At 73.6% G+C, this 14,841-nt stretch carries 16 protein-coding genes; 8 read left to right on the forward strand and 8 right to left on the reverse strand.

Annotation, left to right across the window (positions count from 1 at the left end; translation table 11 throughout):
* Positions 1 to 67 precede the first annotated feature (67 nt).
* The 4 genes from J2S42_RS06745 to J2S42_RS06760 form a co-directional block, all read right to left on the reverse strand.
* The gene (locus J2S42_RS06745) at positions 68 to 1,210 is read right to left on the reverse strand and encodes a proprotein convertase P-domain-containing protein (RefSeq protein WP_307236302.1); all 1,143 of its coding nucleotides are present in this window, start codon (positions 1,208 to 1,210) and stop codon (positions 68 to 70) included.
* Positions 1,211 to 1,359: 149 nt separating this feature from the next.
* Entirely contained in the window at positions 1,360 to 2,730 is a 1,371-nt protein-coding gene (locus J2S42_RS06750) for an FAD-binding oxidoreductase (protein ID WP_307236303.1), read from the reverse strand.
* 125 nt (positions 2,731 to 2,855) lie between these two features.
* On the reverse strand, positions 2,856 to 3,503 hold the full coding sequence (locus J2S42_RS06755) for a response regulator (protein WP_307236304.1): 648 nt from the start codon (positions 3,501 to 3,503) through the stop codon (positions 2,856 to 2,858).
* Positions 3,500 to 4,774: a sensor histidine kinase gene (locus J2S42_RS06760; protein WP_307236305.1), complete on the reverse strand. Its 1,275-nt coding sequence runs from the start codon at positions 4,772 to 4,774 to the stop codon at positions 3,500 to 3,502. Before J2S42_RS06760 ends, J2S42_RS06755 begins: the two co-directional genes overlap by 4 nt.
* 133 nt (positions 4,775 to 4,907) lie before the next feature.
* Between J2S42_RS06760 and J2S42_RS06765 the strand changes: the two genes are divergently transcribed.
* Entirely contained in the window at positions 4,908 to 5,747 is an 840-nt protein-coding gene (locus J2S42_RS06765; RefSeq protein ID WP_307236306.1) for a CPBP family intramembrane glutamic endopeptidase, read from the forward strand.
* Here the strand turns inward: J2S42_RS06765 and sigJ are convergent.
* Both sigJ and J2S42_RS06775 read right to left on the reverse strand, forming a co-directional pair.
* A complete protein-coding gene (gene sigJ / locus J2S42_RS06770; RefSeq protein WP_307236307.1) occupies positions 5,680 to 6,537 on the reverse strand; it encodes an RNA polymerase sigma factor SigJ in 858 nt (285 codons plus the stop codon). The genes J2S42_RS06765 and sigJ overlap by 68 nt on opposite strands.
* A gap of 17 nt (positions 6,538 to 6,554) precedes the next feature.
* A complete protein-coding gene (locus tag J2S42_RS06775) occupies positions 6,555 to 6,728 on the reverse strand; it encodes a hypothetical protein (RefSeq protein ID WP_307236308.1) in 174 nt (57 codons plus the stop codon).
* A gap of 122 nt (positions 6,729 to 6,850) precedes the next feature.
* Between J2S42_RS06775 and J2S42_RS06780 the strand changes: the two genes are divergently transcribed.
* The 5 genes from J2S42_RS06780 (at position 6,851) to J2S42_RS06800 (ending at position 10,910) form a co-directional block, all read left to right on the forward strand.
* Positions 6,851 to 7,591 (forward strand): SDR family oxidoreductase, encoded by a 741-nt coding sequence (locus J2S42_RS06780; RefSeq protein WP_307236309.1) that lies wholly within the window; start codon positions 6,851 to 6,853, stop codon positions 7,589 to 7,591.
* A gap of 156 nt (positions 7,592 to 7,747) precedes the next feature.
* Positions 7,748 to 7,984 (forward strand): DUF6289 family protein, encoded by a 237-nt coding sequence (locus tag J2S42_RS06785; RefSeq protein ID WP_307236310.1) that lies wholly within the window; start codon positions 7,748 to 7,750, stop codon positions 7,982 to 7,984.
* Between the two features lie 232 nt (positions 7,985 to 8,216).
* Positions 8,217 to 9,497 carry an NAD(P)/FAD-dependent oxidoreductase gene (locus J2S42_RS06790; RefSeq protein ID WP_307236311.1) on the forward strand — a complete coding sequence of 427 codons (1,281 nt, stop codon included), beginning with the start codon at positions 8,217 to 8,219 and terminating at the stop codon, positions 9,495 to 9,497.
* A gap of 217 nt (positions 9,498 to 9,714) precedes the next feature.
* A complete protein-coding gene (locus J2S42_RS06795) occupies positions 9,715 to 10,020 on the forward strand; it encodes an MmyB family transcriptional regulator (RefSeq protein ID WP_307236313.1) in 306 nt (101 codons plus the stop codon).
* A gap of 125 nt (positions 10,021 to 10,145) precedes the next feature.
* Positions 10,146 to 10,910: an NAD-dependent epimerase/dehydratase family protein gene (locus J2S42_RS06800; RefSeq protein WP_307236315.1), complete on the forward strand. Its 765-nt coding sequence runs from the start codon at positions 10,146 to 10,148 to the stop codon at positions 10,908 to 10,910.
* Positions 10,911 to 11,132: 222 nt separating this feature from the next.
* Here the strand turns inward: J2S42_RS06800 and J2S42_RS06805 are convergent, their stop codons facing one another.
* Positions 11,133 to 11,306 carry a hypothetical protein gene (locus J2S42_RS06805; protein WP_307236317.1) on the reverse strand — a complete coding sequence of 58 codons (174 nt, stop codon included), beginning with the start codon at positions 11,304 to 11,306 and terminating at the stop codon, positions 11,133 to 11,135.
* 82 nt (positions 11,307 to 11,388) lie between these two features.
* Here J2S42_RS06805 and J2S42_RS06810 point away from each other — a divergent pair, with 82 nt between their 5' ends.
* Entirely contained in the window at positions 11,389 to 11,595 is a 207-nt protein-coding gene (locus J2S42_RS06810; protein WP_307236319.1) for a hypothetical protein, read from the forward strand.
* A 145-nt stretch (positions 11,596 to 11,740) separates the two neighbouring features.
* Positions 11,741 to 12,448, forward strand: a complete 708-nt coding sequence (locus J2S42_RS06815) for a carbonic anhydrase (RefSeq protein ID WP_307236321.1) — start codon at positions 11,741 to 11,743, stop codon at positions 12,446 to 12,448.
* A gap of 1,407 nt (positions 12,449 to 13,855) precedes the next feature.
* On the opposite strand, the gene J2S42_RS06820 is transcribed toward J2S42_RS06815, so the two are convergent.
* Complete coding sequence (locus J2S42_RS06820) at positions 13,856 to 14,827, reverse strand: NAD(P)-binding domain-containing protein (protein ID WP_307236323.1); 972 nt, start codon at positions 14,825 to 14,827, stop codon at positions 13,856 to 13,858.
* Positions 14,828 to 14,841 lie beyond the last annotated feature (14 nt).

A 14,841-nucleotide genomic window follows, 5' to 3' on the forward strand; every position in this document is an offset into this window, starting at 1 on the left:
CGGAACCTTCGGCGACAGCACCGCGAGCGGAACCCGGCCCGCCGGAAGCGGGGGCGGCATAGGCTTCTCAGACCGTCAGCGTCCAGGTGTTCAGGTAGCCGGTGTCGCCGGAGGCGTTGTCCTTGACGGAGAGCCGCCACGCGCCGTTCGCGGTCTCGCCGGACAGGTTCGCGGTGTAGGTGGTGTTGACGTTCGCGGCGCTGTCCGTGGTGGACGCGGCCTTGAGCACGTAGTACGTGTTGTCCGGCGCGTACAGATAGACGGAGACGTCGCCGCGGAACGGGTGGACGACGTTGACGTAGACGGTGGAGCTGCTGGACGCGGCCGTGCGGGCGCAGCCCGAGATGGTGATGGTGCTGGTCACCGGCGATCCGGCGTCCGGGATGGTGACGTCGGTGCCGTTCGTGCCGGTGCAGGTGCCGGAGCCGCCGGTCGGGGACGCGGTGGCGGTGCGCGTGGCGGTCGCGGTCGGGCCGGCGCCGATGACCACGTCGACCGTGACCGTGCTGTTGGTGCAGCCGGCCGCGAGCGACGTGAGCCGGCTCTTCTCCGTGGTGTCGACGGTCAGGCCCCAGCGGGTCTTCACGGCCGTCCACTCGGTGACGTAGCGGCAGTGCACGCCGGTCACGGACGGTAGCCACTCGGCCGGGTCCCGGTCGCCCTTGGACTGGTTGACGTCGTCGGTGACCGCGGCGAGCGCGCGGGCGTCGCCGAGGTCGTTCGCGAACGACTGGCGCTGCGCGGACGTCCAGGTGCGCGCGCCCGAGTCCCATGCCTCGGCGAGCGGGACGAGGTGGTCGATGTCGAGGTCGGCCGGGTCGGTCCAGGTCGCGCCGTCGAAGTAGGAGGTCCAGCGGCCGCCGCTGAGCGTGCAGCCGGAGCCGACCGACGGCGTGGTGGTGGCCTCCGCGATCAGCACCTCGTAGCGGGTGTTGCAGCCGTCGCCGTCCGCGTCGATCCAGTGGTTGAACAGGTCGCGGTCGTAGCCGGTGCGGACCTCGGTGGCGACCGCAAGGTTCGCGACCATCGTGCGCAGCGGCTGGGACACGGCCGCGGCCTGTGCGGGCGACGCGACGACGATCGTGAGCAGGCCGGCTGCGGCGATCACCAGCGCGGCGGCGAGGCGGACGACGGCCGGGAGCCGGCGTGGGACGATGGCCGACGCGGTGGCGGTGGCAGTGGCCGTGGCATGGCGGAGGGTGCGGTCCATGTCTGTGCTCCCTTGCCTGTGACGAACGGGGTCGCCGCATTTCTAGCCCGTCGGCACGGGCCGGGAGAACACCGGACATGTGAATTCTTCATACTGAATGGGGGCTCTTCGGGAGGTTATCGCCACCGCGACAACCCCCCGGGAACAGCTCAGCCCTGCGGCGGGATGTTGTGGTTCACCCGGAACAGGTTGCGGGGGTCGACCGCCGCCTTGATCGCGCGCAGGCGCTCCCACGCCTCCGGCTCGTACGCCGCGCTGACGTCCGCGGCGTCCAGGTCGTACCCGCCGAGGAAGTTGACCTGGCGGCGCCCGGACGCCCACGGCGTGAGCGCGTGGAGCGGCCCGAACAGCGGCTCGCGCAGCGCCTCCTCCATGCCGGGCGCACCGGCCGCGCCGAGGAAGAGCTGGAACGGCGCGGTACGGTTGCCGGTCGCGGACGGCACCTCGGGGTCGCGGGCCAGCGCACCGCCGAGCTGCCGCACCTCGATCACCAGCACCGGCGTGTCCACGCCCGGGCCGGCCGCGGCGATCAGCGCGTCCGCGGCCTCGGCCGGGAAGTCGCGCAGCAGCGCGGAGGTCTCGTAGGCCGGGATCGGGTCGACCGGGTCGGCGTGGATCGCGGCGAACGCGGTGTACGGCATCTCCGCCACCGCGTCGATGAGCGGCGTGGCGGCCGCGCGCACGTCCGCGACCAGGCGCTCGCCCTCCTCCGCATCGCCCAGGTAGGCGATCCGGACGTGCACGCTCAGCCGCCCCCGCAACGGCTCCGGCACGAACGGCAGCGGCGGCAGGCGCAGGAACGCCACGGACGCGGTGAGCGCGTCCGGCGCGTCCGCGACCAGGCGGCGGAACGCGTCCAGCACCGGGCGGGCGTCGGCACCGTCGAAGAAGATCCCGCCGCCGTAGAGCCGGGTGACCGGGACCAGGCCGATCGTCAGCGACGTGACCACGCCGAAGTTGCCCTTGCCGCCACGGATCGCCCAGAACAGGTCCGGCGCGGTGCCGGCGTCCACGGTGTGCAGCTCGCCGTCCGCGGTCACGATCTCGGCGGCGCGCACGTGGTCGGCGGCCCAGCCGTAGGTGCGGCCGAGCGTGGAGCTGAGCCCGCCACCGAGCACGTAACCGACCGCACCGACGTTCAGCGACGAGCCGGCCAGCGGCGCCAGCCCCGCCTTCGCGGCCGCGTCGACCAGGTCCTGCATCTCCACGGCCGCGCCGATCGTGGCGGTGCCCGCGGCCGCGTCGATCACGATGTCGTTCATCCGGCGCAGGTTGATCAGCAGCGCGCCGTCGGCCGGCAGCGCCTGCCCGTGACCGGTCGCGCTGACCGCGATCGGCAGGTCATTCGCGGCGGCCCAGCGGACCGCGGCCCGCACGTCCGCGGTCGAGGTGGCGCCCACCGCCACCACCGGGCGGCCGGTCATCGCCAGGTTCCAGGTCGCGGTCTCCTCCTCGTACCCGGCGTCGCCCGGCGTCAGGACCGGGCCGGTGACCTGTGCGGCCAGGATGTCGGTGCTCATCGTCGTCTCCTCGTCACGGCGTCCCGGCGGCGTGCCGGGCCCAGGTCCGATGAAACCCCGGGACGATCGCCGAATCATGAATGCGCGATAGGCAACGGATAGACGGCATCGTCCAGCGCGGCCCGTCAGCCGCGGCGGGCGTACGTGAGGGCGAGCTGGGTGCGGTCGCGGAGGCCGAGTTTGCGAAGGGCGGCGGAGACGTGGTTCTTGACGGTGCCCTCGGTCAGGAAGAGGGCGCGGGCGATCTCCTGGTTGGACGCGCCGGTGGCGACCAGGCGGGCCACCTCCTCCTCGCGTGCGGAGAGCGTGGCCGGGAGTGGGGCGGGGGTGTCGAGGCGGGCGATGACGCGGGCGGAGACCTGGGCGTCGATGACGGTGCCGCCGCGGGTGGCGGAGCGGATCGCGGCGATCAGCGTCTCCGGGGAGGCGTCCTTGAGGAGGAAGCCGCGGGCGCCGGCGCGGAGACTGCCGAAGATGAACTCGTCCTCGTCGAACGTGGTCAGCAGCAGCGTGTTCACGGCGGGATGGGCGACGGTGAGCCGGGCGATCAGCTCGACGCCGGTCATGCCCGGCATGCGCGCGTCGATCAGCGCCACGTGCGCCTCGGCCAGCGCGGGTAGCGCGAGCGCGGCCGGACCGTCCGCGGCCTCGCCGGTCACCTCGATGTCCGGTTCCAGATCCAGCAGCCGGTGCAGGCCGCGGCGCATCAGGTCCTGGTCGTCGACCAGCACCACGCGGATCAGCGCGCCGCCCACGCCGGTCCCGCCGCTCACGCCGGCCCCGCCGGCCCCGCCGGCCCCGCCGGCCCCGCCGGTGCACCGGCACGGCTCGGTTCCGGCGTCACCGCTTCGGTGAGCGTCGCCGGACCCGCGTGTGCCGCCGGGACGGCCGGATCGGGCGACGGCAGGTCGATGCGGACGCGGAAGCCGCCGGTGGCCGGGTCCGTCGTGGTCAGGGTCCCGCCGGCGTCGTGGACGCGGGCGGTCAGCGAGGTCAGGCCGAAGCCGTGCGGGGCACCGGCGGCGCCGTGGCCGTCGTCGGTCACGGTGAGGTGAACCGTGTCCGGGGTGAGGCGGAGGTGGACCGTGACGCGGGTGCCGCCGGAATGGCGCAGCGCGTTGGTCAGCGACTCCTGGAGCGCGCGGAACAGCAGCGTGTCGTGCGGCAGCGGGTGTTCCGGGCCGTCGATCGTGAGGTCGACGCGCAGGCCGGTGCCCTGGAACGAGCGGGCCAGGTCACGCAGCGCGTCGCTGCCACGGCAGCCGTCGAGCTGGGACGGGCGCAGCGCGCGGATCACCCGGCGGATCTCCTGGAGCGCGTCGCCGGTGAGCGTCTTGGCCTGGTGGACGTCCTGCCAGGCGGCGTCCGGCTCGCGGTCACGCCAGCGTTCCGCGTTCTCCAGGCCGACCTTGACCACGGTCAGGTGGTGGCCGACCGAGTCGTGCAGCTCGCGGGCCATCCGCACGCGCTCCTCGGCCACGGCGAGATCGTGCGCGTGCTGCGCGTACCGTCGCAGCTCCCGGTGGGCCCGGTCCAGCTCGTCGTGGAGCCGGCCGACCCGGTCACGCGCGTCGCGGGCCTCGTTCACGGCGGTGGCCAGCGTCATCACGAAGACGCCGTACAGCGCGACCGCGAACATCTCGTACGCGGCCCAGGTGAGCGTCTGGTGCCGCAGCAGGAGCTGACCGGCGCACTGTGCGGCGACCAGCCCGGCCGTGGTGAGCGCGCCGGCCCGCGGACCGAACGCGAGCGTGACGTTGGTAAGCGCGATCAGCAACAGGAACAGGCTGACGTTGGAGCCGTCGAACACCCCGGCCAGCACGGTGAGCAGCAGGAACGCGGTGGTGGCCGGCCAGCGTCCGGCGCCGCGCCGCCAGCGCAGCGTGGGCCAGACCAGCGCGAGCAGCACCAGGACCCCGGCCACGGTCAGGCGGGCGGCGGCCGGCACCGGCCAGATCAGCGTCTGCATCACCGCGGCCGAACCGGCGCAGCCCCAGAAGAGCAGGCCGATCGGGCGGGGCCGGTCGACGGGCGAGACGTTCACCCGCCCAGCCTAGGGCCGGTTCCGGGGCCGGGCCTCCCACGTGCGGCGGACCCGGACCATGACCGTGGTCATGGTCGCGGTCATGACCACGGCGCGATGTGCGCCCGGCCGCGGGTCCATAGCGTTCCCCGGCATGACGACGATCCCCCGCTTCCCACTGCCGGTACGCGCCGTGCTCACCCTGGCCGCGATGTTCGTGGCCTCGCTCTCCGGCGCGGTCGCGCTGCTGCTGCCGGCCGGCACCGGCCAGGGCGTGGCGACCCACCTGTGTGCCACCGTGACCGGCATCGGGCTGGCGATCGCGCTGGTCCGCGGCGTGGACCGGCGTCCGGTGGCCGCGCTCGGGCTGGGCCGGCCGGCGCTGCGGGCAAGCCTGGCCGCGCTGGCCGTGACGGGCGCGTGCACCGCGGCCGGCAACGGGCTGGCCGTGGCGCTCGGGCTGACCACGCCGTCGCCGGACATGCCGGACATGCCGATGTGGACGCTGCTGTCGAGTGTGCTGCTCGTGCTGACCCGGTCGTTCCTGCTGCAGGGCATCCCGGAGGAGGTGCTGTTCCGCGGCTACCTGGTGCAGACCGCGCTCGGCCGGCTGCCGCTGTGGGGCGTGACCGCGCTGTCCGTGCTGGTCTTCGGCGTGCCGCACCTGCTGTCCCGCTCCGGCGCGCAGTCGTTCGGCCAGCAGGTGGTGTTCCTGTTGCTGCCGATCGGGTTCGCGCTGCTGGCGACCGCGCTCCGGCTGCGTACCGGTTCGGTCTGGCCGGCGGTGGCGGTGCACGGCGGGTTCCACGTGAGCTGGTGGGTCGCGGCGCTGTGGGTGACGCCGCGGCCGGAGACGTACGGCGCGTACCTCGCGGTGGTCGGCGGCGTGCTGCTCGTCGTGGGCTTGGCCGCCGCGATCCTGGAGGTCAGGCGAACGCGCGCAGCTTCGCCGGGTTCCGCACCGCGAGCACTCGATGGATCCGTCCGTCCATGACCTCCACGGTGATCAGCACGAGCGGCCCGGCCGGTGCGGTGACCAGCAGTGCCGGGCCGCCGTTCGCGGTGACGACCGACCAGGTGACGCCGGGGACCGCGTTGAGCTTCCCGGCGATGCCGGCCACGAAGCCGGGGACGCGCTTGCTGACCGGGCGGAGCGTGGCGCTGACCACGCCGCCGCCGTCCGCGGTGTAGATCGCGTCCGCGGTGAGCACGGCCTCCAGGCGGTGTACGTCGCCGTCGCGCGCCGCGGCCAGGAACGCGTCCAGCAGCCGCCGGTGCACGGCCGGGTCGGCGGGCGTGCGACGGTGCGCGGCCAGGTGGGCACGGGCGCGGGTGACGAGCTGCCGCGCGTTCGGCTCGGTCACCTCGAGGATCTCCGCGATCCGGCGGTACGGGTAGTCGAACGCCTCGCGCAGCACGTAGGCGGCGCGTTCGCGGGCGCCGAGCCGCTCCAGCAGCATCAGCACGGCCAGTTCGAGCGCCTCCGCGCGTTCGGCGCCGAGCGCGGGGTCCGGTCCGGTCGCGACCGGCTCCGGCAGCCACGGTCCGGGGTAGGTCTCGCGGCGCGCGCGGGCGGAGGTGGCCTCGTTGATGGCCAGCCGGGTGATCGTGGTGACCAGGTAGGCGGCCGGGTCCCGTACCGTCCGGTGGTCGGTGCGCTGCCAGCGCAGCCAGGTCTCCTGGACGAGGTCCTCGGCCTCGGCCACGCTGCCGAGCATGCGGTAGCCGATGCCGAACAGCCGGTCACGGGTGCCGAGGAACGCGGCGAGCGGATCCGGCGGCATCCGAAGATCCTAGAACCTCAGGCGGTACGTGGCGACAGCACCGGGCTGCGCGGCAGGCACTGGTTCCAGCTGCGGCAGAGCGGGCTCATCCGGCAGCGCGCGGCGGCCGGGCACGACGGTCCGGGCCGGCGTCGCTCGCGGTACTCGGTCAGGTGCACCAGGACGCGCCTCTGGTCGATCTCGTCGTTCACCGCACCTCCAGCCGGTCGTTGACGTCTACAACGAAATCCGGGGCCGCCGGTTCATCCGTGTCACGGATCGGGAGCGGGCCCGGTCCTTGCCGATGGACGAACCACAGGAGGGACGGAAGACCATGAGGATCGTAGTCATCGGCGGCACCGGGCTGATCGGCACCAAGGTCGTGGCGCGGCTGACGGCCGAGGGGCACGAGGCGGCCGCGGCGTCGCCGAGCAGCGGCGTGGACAGCATCACCGGCCAGGGCCTGGACACCGCGCTGGCCGGCGCGGACGTGGTGGTGGACGTGACGAACGCACCGGCCTGGGGCGACGAGGAGGTGCTGCGGTTCTTCACCGCGTCGACCGGGAACCTGCTGGCCGCGGCGCAGAAGGCGGGCGTACGGCACCACGTGGCGGTGTCGATCGTCGGCGCGGACCGGCTGCCCGGATCCGGCTACCTGCGGGCGAAGGTGGCGCAGGAGCAGCTGATCAAGGAGTCCGGCGTGCCGTACACGATCGTCCGGGCCACGCAGTTCTTCGAGTTCATCGCCGGGATCGCGCAGAACTCCACGGTCGGCACCGAGGTGCGCATCGCACCGGCGAAGTTCCAGCCGGTCGCGGCGGACGACGTGGCCGCGCTGGTCGCGGAGGTGGCCACCGGCCCGGCCGCGAACCGGACCGTGCAGGTGGCCGGGCCGGAGGTGTTCGCGTTCCCGGAGATCGTGGCCCGCGCGCTGGCGGGTGACCCCCGCACCGTCGTCGCCGATCCGGAGGCCGGCTACTTCGGCGCGGCACTGCCGGACGACGGGCTGATCCCGGTGCCCGGCACGGCCCGGCTCGGCGCGATCGACTACGCCACCTGGGCGGCGCGACGCTGAGCGGTCAGGGCGGGAGGACCCCTCCCGCCCTGACTCACCGTATTCGCGTAGTTACTCGCATGGGGCGAGAAGGGACCGCGACCGGTTGTCGGCCGTCCACTGTGGCGTGATGCTGCCTGGCATCCCGACTCCACCCTCACCGGAAGGGCCACTGCCATGCTGTTCCGCCGTACCGCGACCGCCGCGGTTCTCGCCGCGACCGCGTTCCTCGCCGTGCCGGGCACGCCCGCGCAGGCCCGGGCCTGCAAGATCGACCACACCTGCTACTGGGACTACTACGCCGACTCCACGCGGACCGAGCTGGTCGGCGGCGTCAACACGCTGTGCGACGGCACCCGGATCTCGTGGGGCCGGCGGACCGGCACGTTCGACTTCTCCGAGTCACCCTGCTGACGCCGGGCTGCCGGGCTCAAACATGAGCCCGCCTCCGGAGCGGCGTCCTTGATCCGCTAGTGTCCGAGCCTGCATATCCGTGACAACGGGCTGTGCGTAACCCGTGTGACGGTACCGAGGGCCGATTCGTGACGCCCTCGAGCAAGATCCTCCGGTGACCATGGCCACCGCCGGAAACGGGACTCCACGCCCACGACTGTCCGTTGATCAGGATGGAACGGGAGCGTGGAGAATGACACAGAACGCGGAACACAGGGTCGTCATCGTCGGCGCCGGCTTCGGCGGGATCTACGCGGCACGGGCGCTGCGCAAGGCCCCGGTCCGGGTCACCGTCATCAACGGCACCAACCACCACGTGTTCGAGCCGCTGATCTACCAGGTTGCGACCGGTGTCCTCGCCCCCGGTGAGGTCGCCACGCCGGTCCGCGAGCTGCTCGGCAAGCAGAAGAACACCGAGGTCCGGCTCGGCTGGGTCACCGACGTCGACCCGGACGCGAAGACCGTCACCGCGACCGGCCCCGGCGGTGCGTACACGGTCGGCTACGACACGCTGATCGTCGCGGCCGGTGCCACCCAGTCGTATTTCGGCAACGACGGCTTCGCCGAGCACGCGCCCGGCATGAAGACGCTGGACGACGCGCTCGACCTGCGCGGCCGCGTGTTCGGCGCGTTCGAGGCCGCGGAGGTGGCCACCGACCCGGAGGAGCAGGCGCGGCTGCTCACCTTCGTGATCGTCGGCGGTGGCCCGACCGGCGTGGAGCTGGCCGGTTCGATCTCCGAGATAGCCACCCGCACGCTGCGCGGCCGGTACCGCAACATCGACCCGGCCTCGGCGCGGGTCGTGCTGCTGGACGCGGTCGACCGGGTGCTGCCCACGTTCCGCGAGCCGCTGTCGGCCAAGGCGGCCAAGCGGCTGCGGAAGATCGGCGTGGAGGTGCGGCTCGGCACCAAGGTCGTCGACGTGGACGCGGACGGCGTGAAGATCGAGACCGTGGACGGCGCGGAGCGCATCGACGCGGCCGTCAAGATCTGGGCCGCCGGCGTGGCCGGCACCGCGCTCGGCCGCCGGCTCGCGGAGGCCACCGGCGCGGAGACCGATCGCGGCGGCCGCATCCTGGTCGCGCCGGACCTGACCGTGCCCGGCCACCCGGAGATCTTCGTGGTCGGCGAGTCCGGCACGCTCAACCGGCTGCCCGGCGTGGCACAGGTGGCGATGCAGGGCGGCACGTACGCCGGCCGGGCCATCGCGCGCCGGCTGGCCGGCAAGCCCGAGGGCAAGCCGTTCGCGTACTTCGACAAGGGCAACATGGCCGTGGTGTCCCGGTGGAACGCGGTCGCCGGCATCGGCCCGCTGAACCTGGGCGGCCCGATCGGCTGGCTGCTCTGGCTGGCCGTGCACGTCTTCTACCTGGCCGGTGCCCGCAACCGCACCACGGCCATGTTCCGCTGGGTGATCAGCTTCCTCGGGCGCAACCGCTCCGAGTGGGCCATCCCGTCCAGCCGCATGCCCTAGGTTCCTGGGTGGAGGGCGGCCCGGCACCCGTGCCGGGCCGCCCTTTCCTCACCGGGGCGAGTCACCGAGGCGTGGCAGTCCGCGGGGTCGCGCCGAGGGCCGCGCCGCCACGCCGTCCGCGCAGGTCTGCGCGGCGCTGGCCCGCGCGCTCCAGCTCGGCGACGACGAGCAGGCACACCTGCTGCGGCTGGCCGGGCACGCCGCGGACCCGGACCGGGTGCCCCGGCTGATCCCGGAGAGCCTGCGCGGGGTGCTGGACGAGCTGGCCGCGTTGATCGCCCGTCTGCGGCGGGTGCCGCGGCTCCGGGCACTGTGGGAGTCGCAGTCGGTGGCCGAGCACCAGTCCGCGTCCAAGGTGGTGGTGCACCCGGAGGTCGGCGAGATCCCGGTGCGGTCGAACGTGCTGGCGATCGGCGGCTCGAACCCGCACGTGGTCGTCTGCACGCCGGCGCCGGGCACGGACGCGCGCGGCAAACTCGACCTGCTGGCGACGATCGGCACGACGTCCTTCGCGGGGTCGTAGCGCCCTCGCGGCATCCGCCTCGCTTCCCGGCGCGGGCCCGTTCCCGGCGCCGGGTAGGTTCGGCGCACGCGGGTGGTTCCGGCGTGGTGACGGTTCGGCGCCGGCTGGGTGGGCATCAGGTCGGGATGGCGACGATTCTGATGACCGGCGCGGCCGGGACGATCGGGCAGATGCTGCGGCCCCGGCTGTCGCACCACGAGCTGCGGCTGACCGACGTGCGGGCCGGCGACGGCATCGACGCGCTCGACGTGACCGACGCGGCCGCGGTCGAGAAGGCCTGCACCGGCGCCGACGCGATCCTGCACCTGGGCGGCATCGCCGGTGAGGGTCCGTTCGAGGACGTGCTCGCGGTCAACGTCCGCGGCACCGAACGGGTCCTGGCCGCCGCCGTCCGCACCGGCGTCCCCCGCGTCGTCCTCGCCTCCAGCAACCACGCCGCCGGCCTCTACTCCCGCGCCGACGCCGGCCCGGCCGGCCTGCCCGACGACGTACCGGCCCGGCCCGACTCGTACTACGGCTGGAGCAAGGCCGCGATGGAGCAGCTCGGCCGCCTCTACCACGACCGCCACGGACTGCACGTCATCTGCCTGCGCATCGGCACCTGCCGCGACCGCCCCGCCGCACCCCGCGACCTCTCCACCTGGCTCTCCCCCGACGACGCCGCCCGCCTGGTCGAGGCCGCGCTCACCGCGACCGGCTGGCGCGTGGTCTGGGGCGTCTCCGCCAACACCCGCCGCTGGTGGTCCACCACCGGCGGGCTCGCCATCGGCTACTACCCGCACGACGACGCCGAACGCTGGTACCGCCAGTGCGGCGAGCCCGACCTCACCGCCCCCGCCAACCAGCTGGTCGGCGGTGACATGCCCACCAAGCCCTTGGGCACCCCCTGACCTCCGGGCTTCAGTCGCGGGCCGGCCCGCACTGCCGCAGTGCACTGCCGTTCGGCCCGGGAAATCAGCGGAAATGGTGAAGGATCTGTCGGTGTATCTGCATCGTCCGCGCATCCGGGCGTGATCCGCGTGTTCGCCCGGGCAGTGTGGGAGAGGCGAGGCGGAACCTTCCCGTACTGCGGTCGGTCTTTACCGGCTGCCGGCTGTGAGAGTGCCGGATGATCAGTCGGCGTGCGGGTGGCGGAGGCGGCGGCGGTAGTGGGCGCGGTCGAGGTGGGCGTGGGTGGCCTCGGCCTCGGAGAGGGCGCGGTCGGCGGCCTTCCAGCGGCGGCGGAGCGCGAGGAACCCGAGCAGCGCCGCGGCCGTCAGCAGAAGGTTCAGCGCGGTCACGAGCATGCTGCTGACGATATGCGGCTTTCGGCCGTCGTGCTGTCCGGGTGGCGACCGCCGGTGGTGCGGTGGGCGTTATCGTGGGCGGATGTCCGCCGATGGCCAGCCGCACCGTCCCGTACCGCTGATTCTGCTGATCGGCAGCGTGTTCGTGACCGTCACGGTGGTCGAGGTGCTGGCCGGGAACCTGGATCGCCACTGGCTGGTGAGCGGTCTGTTCCTGGCCGGCGAGTTCGTCCTCGGCGTGGTGATCGCGGTAGCGGTCTGGACGTTCGTGATGACGCGCCGCTCCTGACGACCCCGGCGACGGTCGCGGTCGGTCAGCGGCCACGCACGCCACGCGGATGTGGGGTGCGTCGCAGTGATCAGGGACTGACATCCACCGGCGTCAGAGCGAAGAATGCCTGTGTCCTACAGTCTGTCGGTACAGGAGTTCCTCGATGTCGCACACCACACTGCGCCGCCGTGCCCTGCTCACCGCCGGCGGCGTCGCGGCCGGCGCGCTCGCGCTCCCGGCCGCCGCCTCCGCCGCGCCCGCCACCCCGCCCGCGGAGCCGGCGCCGACGACACCGGCCGCGGCCGTGCGCCGGCTGCTCGCCGGTAACCGGCGTTTCACCTCCGGGCGGGCCCGGCATCCGCACCAGTCGCTCGACCGCCTGCACGAGGTGGCGGCCGGCCAGCACCCGTTCGCAGTCCTGCTCGGCTGCGCCGACTCGCGGGTCTCACCGGAACTGCTCTTCGACGAGGGCATCGGCGACCTGTTCGACGACCGGGTGGCCGGCAACATCGTCGACGACCTGCTGCTCGGCAGCATGGAGTACGCGGTGGAGGAGTTCGCGCCGCCGCTGATCGTGGTCCTCGGCCACGAGCGGTGCGGTGCGATCAGCGCCACCATCAACGCGATCAACACCGGCGCGTCCGCACCCGGCCACATAGCGTCCATCGTGGCGGCCCTGCGGCCGATCGTCGCACCGTACGCGTCCGCGCCGGACGGCGTGGAGCGCGCCGTGCAGGCGAACATCCGCGCCCAGGCCGCCGCGATCCTCTCCCGGAGCGACATCATCCGCGAGCGCGTCGAGTCCGGCGAGACCGCCGTCGTCGGCGCCCGCTACGACCTCGACACCGGCGTGGTGACGCTGGTCCGCTGAGCGCCCGCGCGCCGCCCGGCCGGGTCAGGTGCCAGGCCGGGCGAGCCGCCGCCCGCCCGCGGGTTTCGGGTGACCCACGCCGGAACGTGCAGGGAGGAGCGTCAGCGACGACCGGTGCCCATGCCGCTCAGCTCACGTTGATCACGGACTCTGACCTGGTTCTTCACGAAGCAACCCACCGCGTCCGCCCCCTGCCCGCCGAACCGAACGGGACGGCATCTGCGCCGGCCAGGGACTCGCGCTCGGCCGGGCCCACTTCAAGATCAAAATAAGCTGAGTGGCGTTGTCGGCGACGGGTCGTCGCTGGTGCTCCTCCCCGCCAGTCTGGCCGCAAGCCCGCTACCGCCTTCGCTTTGCTCTGCTTACCTGACCACCCGCCCTACCCAAACACCCACACTTCCCTTGCACCCCCTCGCCCTCAGGCGGCCAGCCGGAATACCTCGCAACCGGCGCAAGGACCCACCCCCCGAAGGCGCACGGCACGGCACCGCTCCGGAGACCCGGCCCGCACGGAGACCCGACTCGGCCCGGATACCCGGCCCGGCGCGAAGGCCGGCCTGGAGGCGCGACCCGGCGGAGCAGGCGCGACCCGGCCCGGAGGCGCCACCCGGCTTGGCACGGGCCCGCCGGACACCACATGACCGCGCGAAGCGCAGCACAGCACGAACGCGCGAAGCGCAGCGTCGGGCCGCGCAGCACGGCGCGGCACGCCGTACTGCGCGGTGGCGATACGCCGTGGCTGCTCCGGCACGCATGTAAGGCCCGCGTCCGAAATATCGCCATATCCGGCGCCGCGTTCGAGTGTCTGTGTCCACGGGAATCCCGCCCGCCTGCGCGCCGGGCCGGCCGAGAGCCGCCGAGCACCTCTCCCCCAATATCGTGATATTTCGGACGCGGGGTACGGCGGCCGCCGGCTCGGTGGTGCGGTACGAGATCCGTACGCCGCCGGCGACTCCTTCGATCCGCACAAAGCGGCCACGGGAATGCACACACGCACCGTCGGCATCGGTCCGGAACCGGTCACGCGCGAAGCACGCGATCAGTGGGCAGTCCGGGTGTGCACCGCCGCATCGAGGCGGGATCGGCGTCCCATGCCACTAAGTTGATCACCAGCTCCGACCTGGGTTTTCACAACGCGCCCCACCCTGCCCGCCGAACCGAACAGAACGGCATCTGCGCCGGCCACGGACCCGCGACCCACCCAGGTCCGCTTCAAGATCAAAATAAGCGGAGTGGCATGGGACCGGTGCCCGCGGGAGCATGCGGATCACGGCCACGCCGGAAGCGGGAAATCAAATTCTCAACCTGCCTGCACCGCATGCAGCGCGGCGTCGAGCGAGGTCCGCCCGGGGCGGCGGCGCAGCAGCCGGAGCAGAGCGCTCGCCTGGCCATTCCCGGCAATGCAGTTCAGGCCAGGCCCAGGTGCCGCGCGACACGGGCGGCGTCCGAGGGCATGCCGCCGAGCGTCCCGGAACTCAGCGTGTGCTGGAACGGCAGACCCACGAAACCCAGCGACGGTACGCCGCGAGCGCGCGGATCCAGCCAGTCGAACCGGGGACGCAGCCCGGTGCACCAGACCACGGTGGCGACCGGCAGCACGCGCCCGTCCGCGAGCACCGGCAGCCCGTCCCGCACGCCGGTCACCCGCGGCACCCGGACCACGCCCGCGGCGGCCAGCGACCGGGCGGTGTGCCAGACCAGCGGGCCGGGCCGGCGCCGCAGGAACCGCCGCGCCCGCTCGCCCGGCACCGGCAGCCGGTAGAGCGCGCGCACGGCGCGGCTGCGGGCCACCGCGAGCGGCACCGTCCCGGTGCGCGGCCCGGCCAGGTAGGTGCGGTGCGCGACCGCGGCCATGGCCGCGATGTCCGCGCCCGACTGCCCGGCGCCGACCACCAGCACCGGGCCGTCCGGCAGCGCCTCGGATTGGCCGAGGCCGGCCGCGGTCGCCTGGCCGATCGCGGGGTCGAGCGCGGCCGCGAACGGCGGGATCACCGGCACCGCGTGCGCGCCGCTCGCCCAGATCAGCCGGTCCGCGACGATCTCGCCGTGCGCGGTGCTGAGGTGGTGCCGCCCGTCCCGGTGGACGTGCCGGGTGACCGCGGTGCCGAGCCGCACCGCGATCCGCTGCCGGTCCGCGTACGACTCCAGGTAGTCGGCGTAGTCGTCCTTGCCCGGGTGCGCGCCCGGGTCGCCGGGCAGCGGCAGGCCGGGCAGCGCGCAGAACCGGGCCGGCGTGAACAGCCGCAGCCCGGTGTAGCGGTGCCGCCAGCTGTCGCCGATCCGGGCGCCGGCGTCGAGCACGATCGGGTCGTGGCGGCGCAGCCGGACCGCGGCGGCGAGGCCGGCCGCGCCCGCGCCCACCACGACCGTCGTGCCCATCGGGTACGACGATA

Source organism: Catenuloplanes indicus (assembly GCF_030813715.1).
Classification (GTDB): Bacteria; Actinomycetota; Actinomycetes; order Mycobacteriales; family Micromonosporaceae; genus Catenuloplanes; species Catenuloplanes indicus.

What these genes read in the sequence shown, in the direction of transcription:
- J2S42_RS06765 (WP_307236306.1), top strand. Translation starts at nt 4,908, where the DNA reads ATGACGACGATCCCCCGCTTCCCACTGCCGGTACGCGCCGTGCTCACC.
- J2S42_RS06815 (WP_307236321.1), top strand. Translation starts at nt 11,741, where the DNA reads ATGTCGCACACCACACTGCGCCGCCGTGCCCTGCTCACCGCCGGCGGC.
- J2S42_RS06780 (WP_307236309.1), top strand. Translation starts at nt 6,851, where the DNA reads ATGAGGATCGTAGTCATCGGCGGCACCGGGCTGATCGGCACCAAGGTC.
- J2S42_RS06800 (WP_307236315.1), top strand. Translation starts at nt 10,146, where the DNA reads ATGGCGACGATTCTGATGACCGGCGCGGCCGGGACGATCGGGCAGATG.
- J2S42_RS06785 (WP_307236310.1), top strand. Translation starts at nt 7,748, where the DNA reads ATGCTGTTCCGCCGTACCGCGACCGCCGCGGTTCTCGCCGCGACCGCG.
- J2S42_RS06750 (WP_307236303.1), bottom strand. Translation starts at nt 2,730, where the DNA reads ATGAGCACCGACATCCTGGCCGCACAGGTCACCGGCCCGGTCCTGACG.
- J2S42_RS06745 (WP_307236302.1), bottom strand. Translation starts at nt 1,210, where the DNA reads ATGGACCGCACCCTCCGCCATGCCACGGCCACTGCCACCGCCACCGCG.
- sigJ (WP_307236307.1), bottom strand. Translation starts at nt 6,537, where the DNA reads ATGCCGCCGGATCCGCTCGCCGCGTTCCTCGGCACCCGTGACCGGCTG.
- J2S42_RS06820 (WP_307236323.1), bottom strand. Translation starts at nt 14,827, where the DNA reads ATGGGCACGACGGTCGTGGTGGGCGCGGGCGCGGCCGGCCTCGCCGCC.
- J2S42_RS06790 (WP_307236311.1), top strand. Translation starts at nt 8,217, where the DNA reads ATGACACAGAACGCGGAACACAGGGTCGTCATCGTCGGCGCCGGCTTC.
- J2S42_RS06805 (WP_307236317.1), bottom strand. Translation starts at nt 11,306, where the DNA reads ATGCTCGTGACCGCGCTGAACCTTCTGCTGACGGCCGCGGCGCTGCTC.
- J2S42_RS06810 (WP_307236319.1), top strand. Translation starts at nt 11,389, where the DNA reads ATGTCCGCCGATGGCCAGCCGCACCGTCCCGTACCGCTGATTCTGCTG.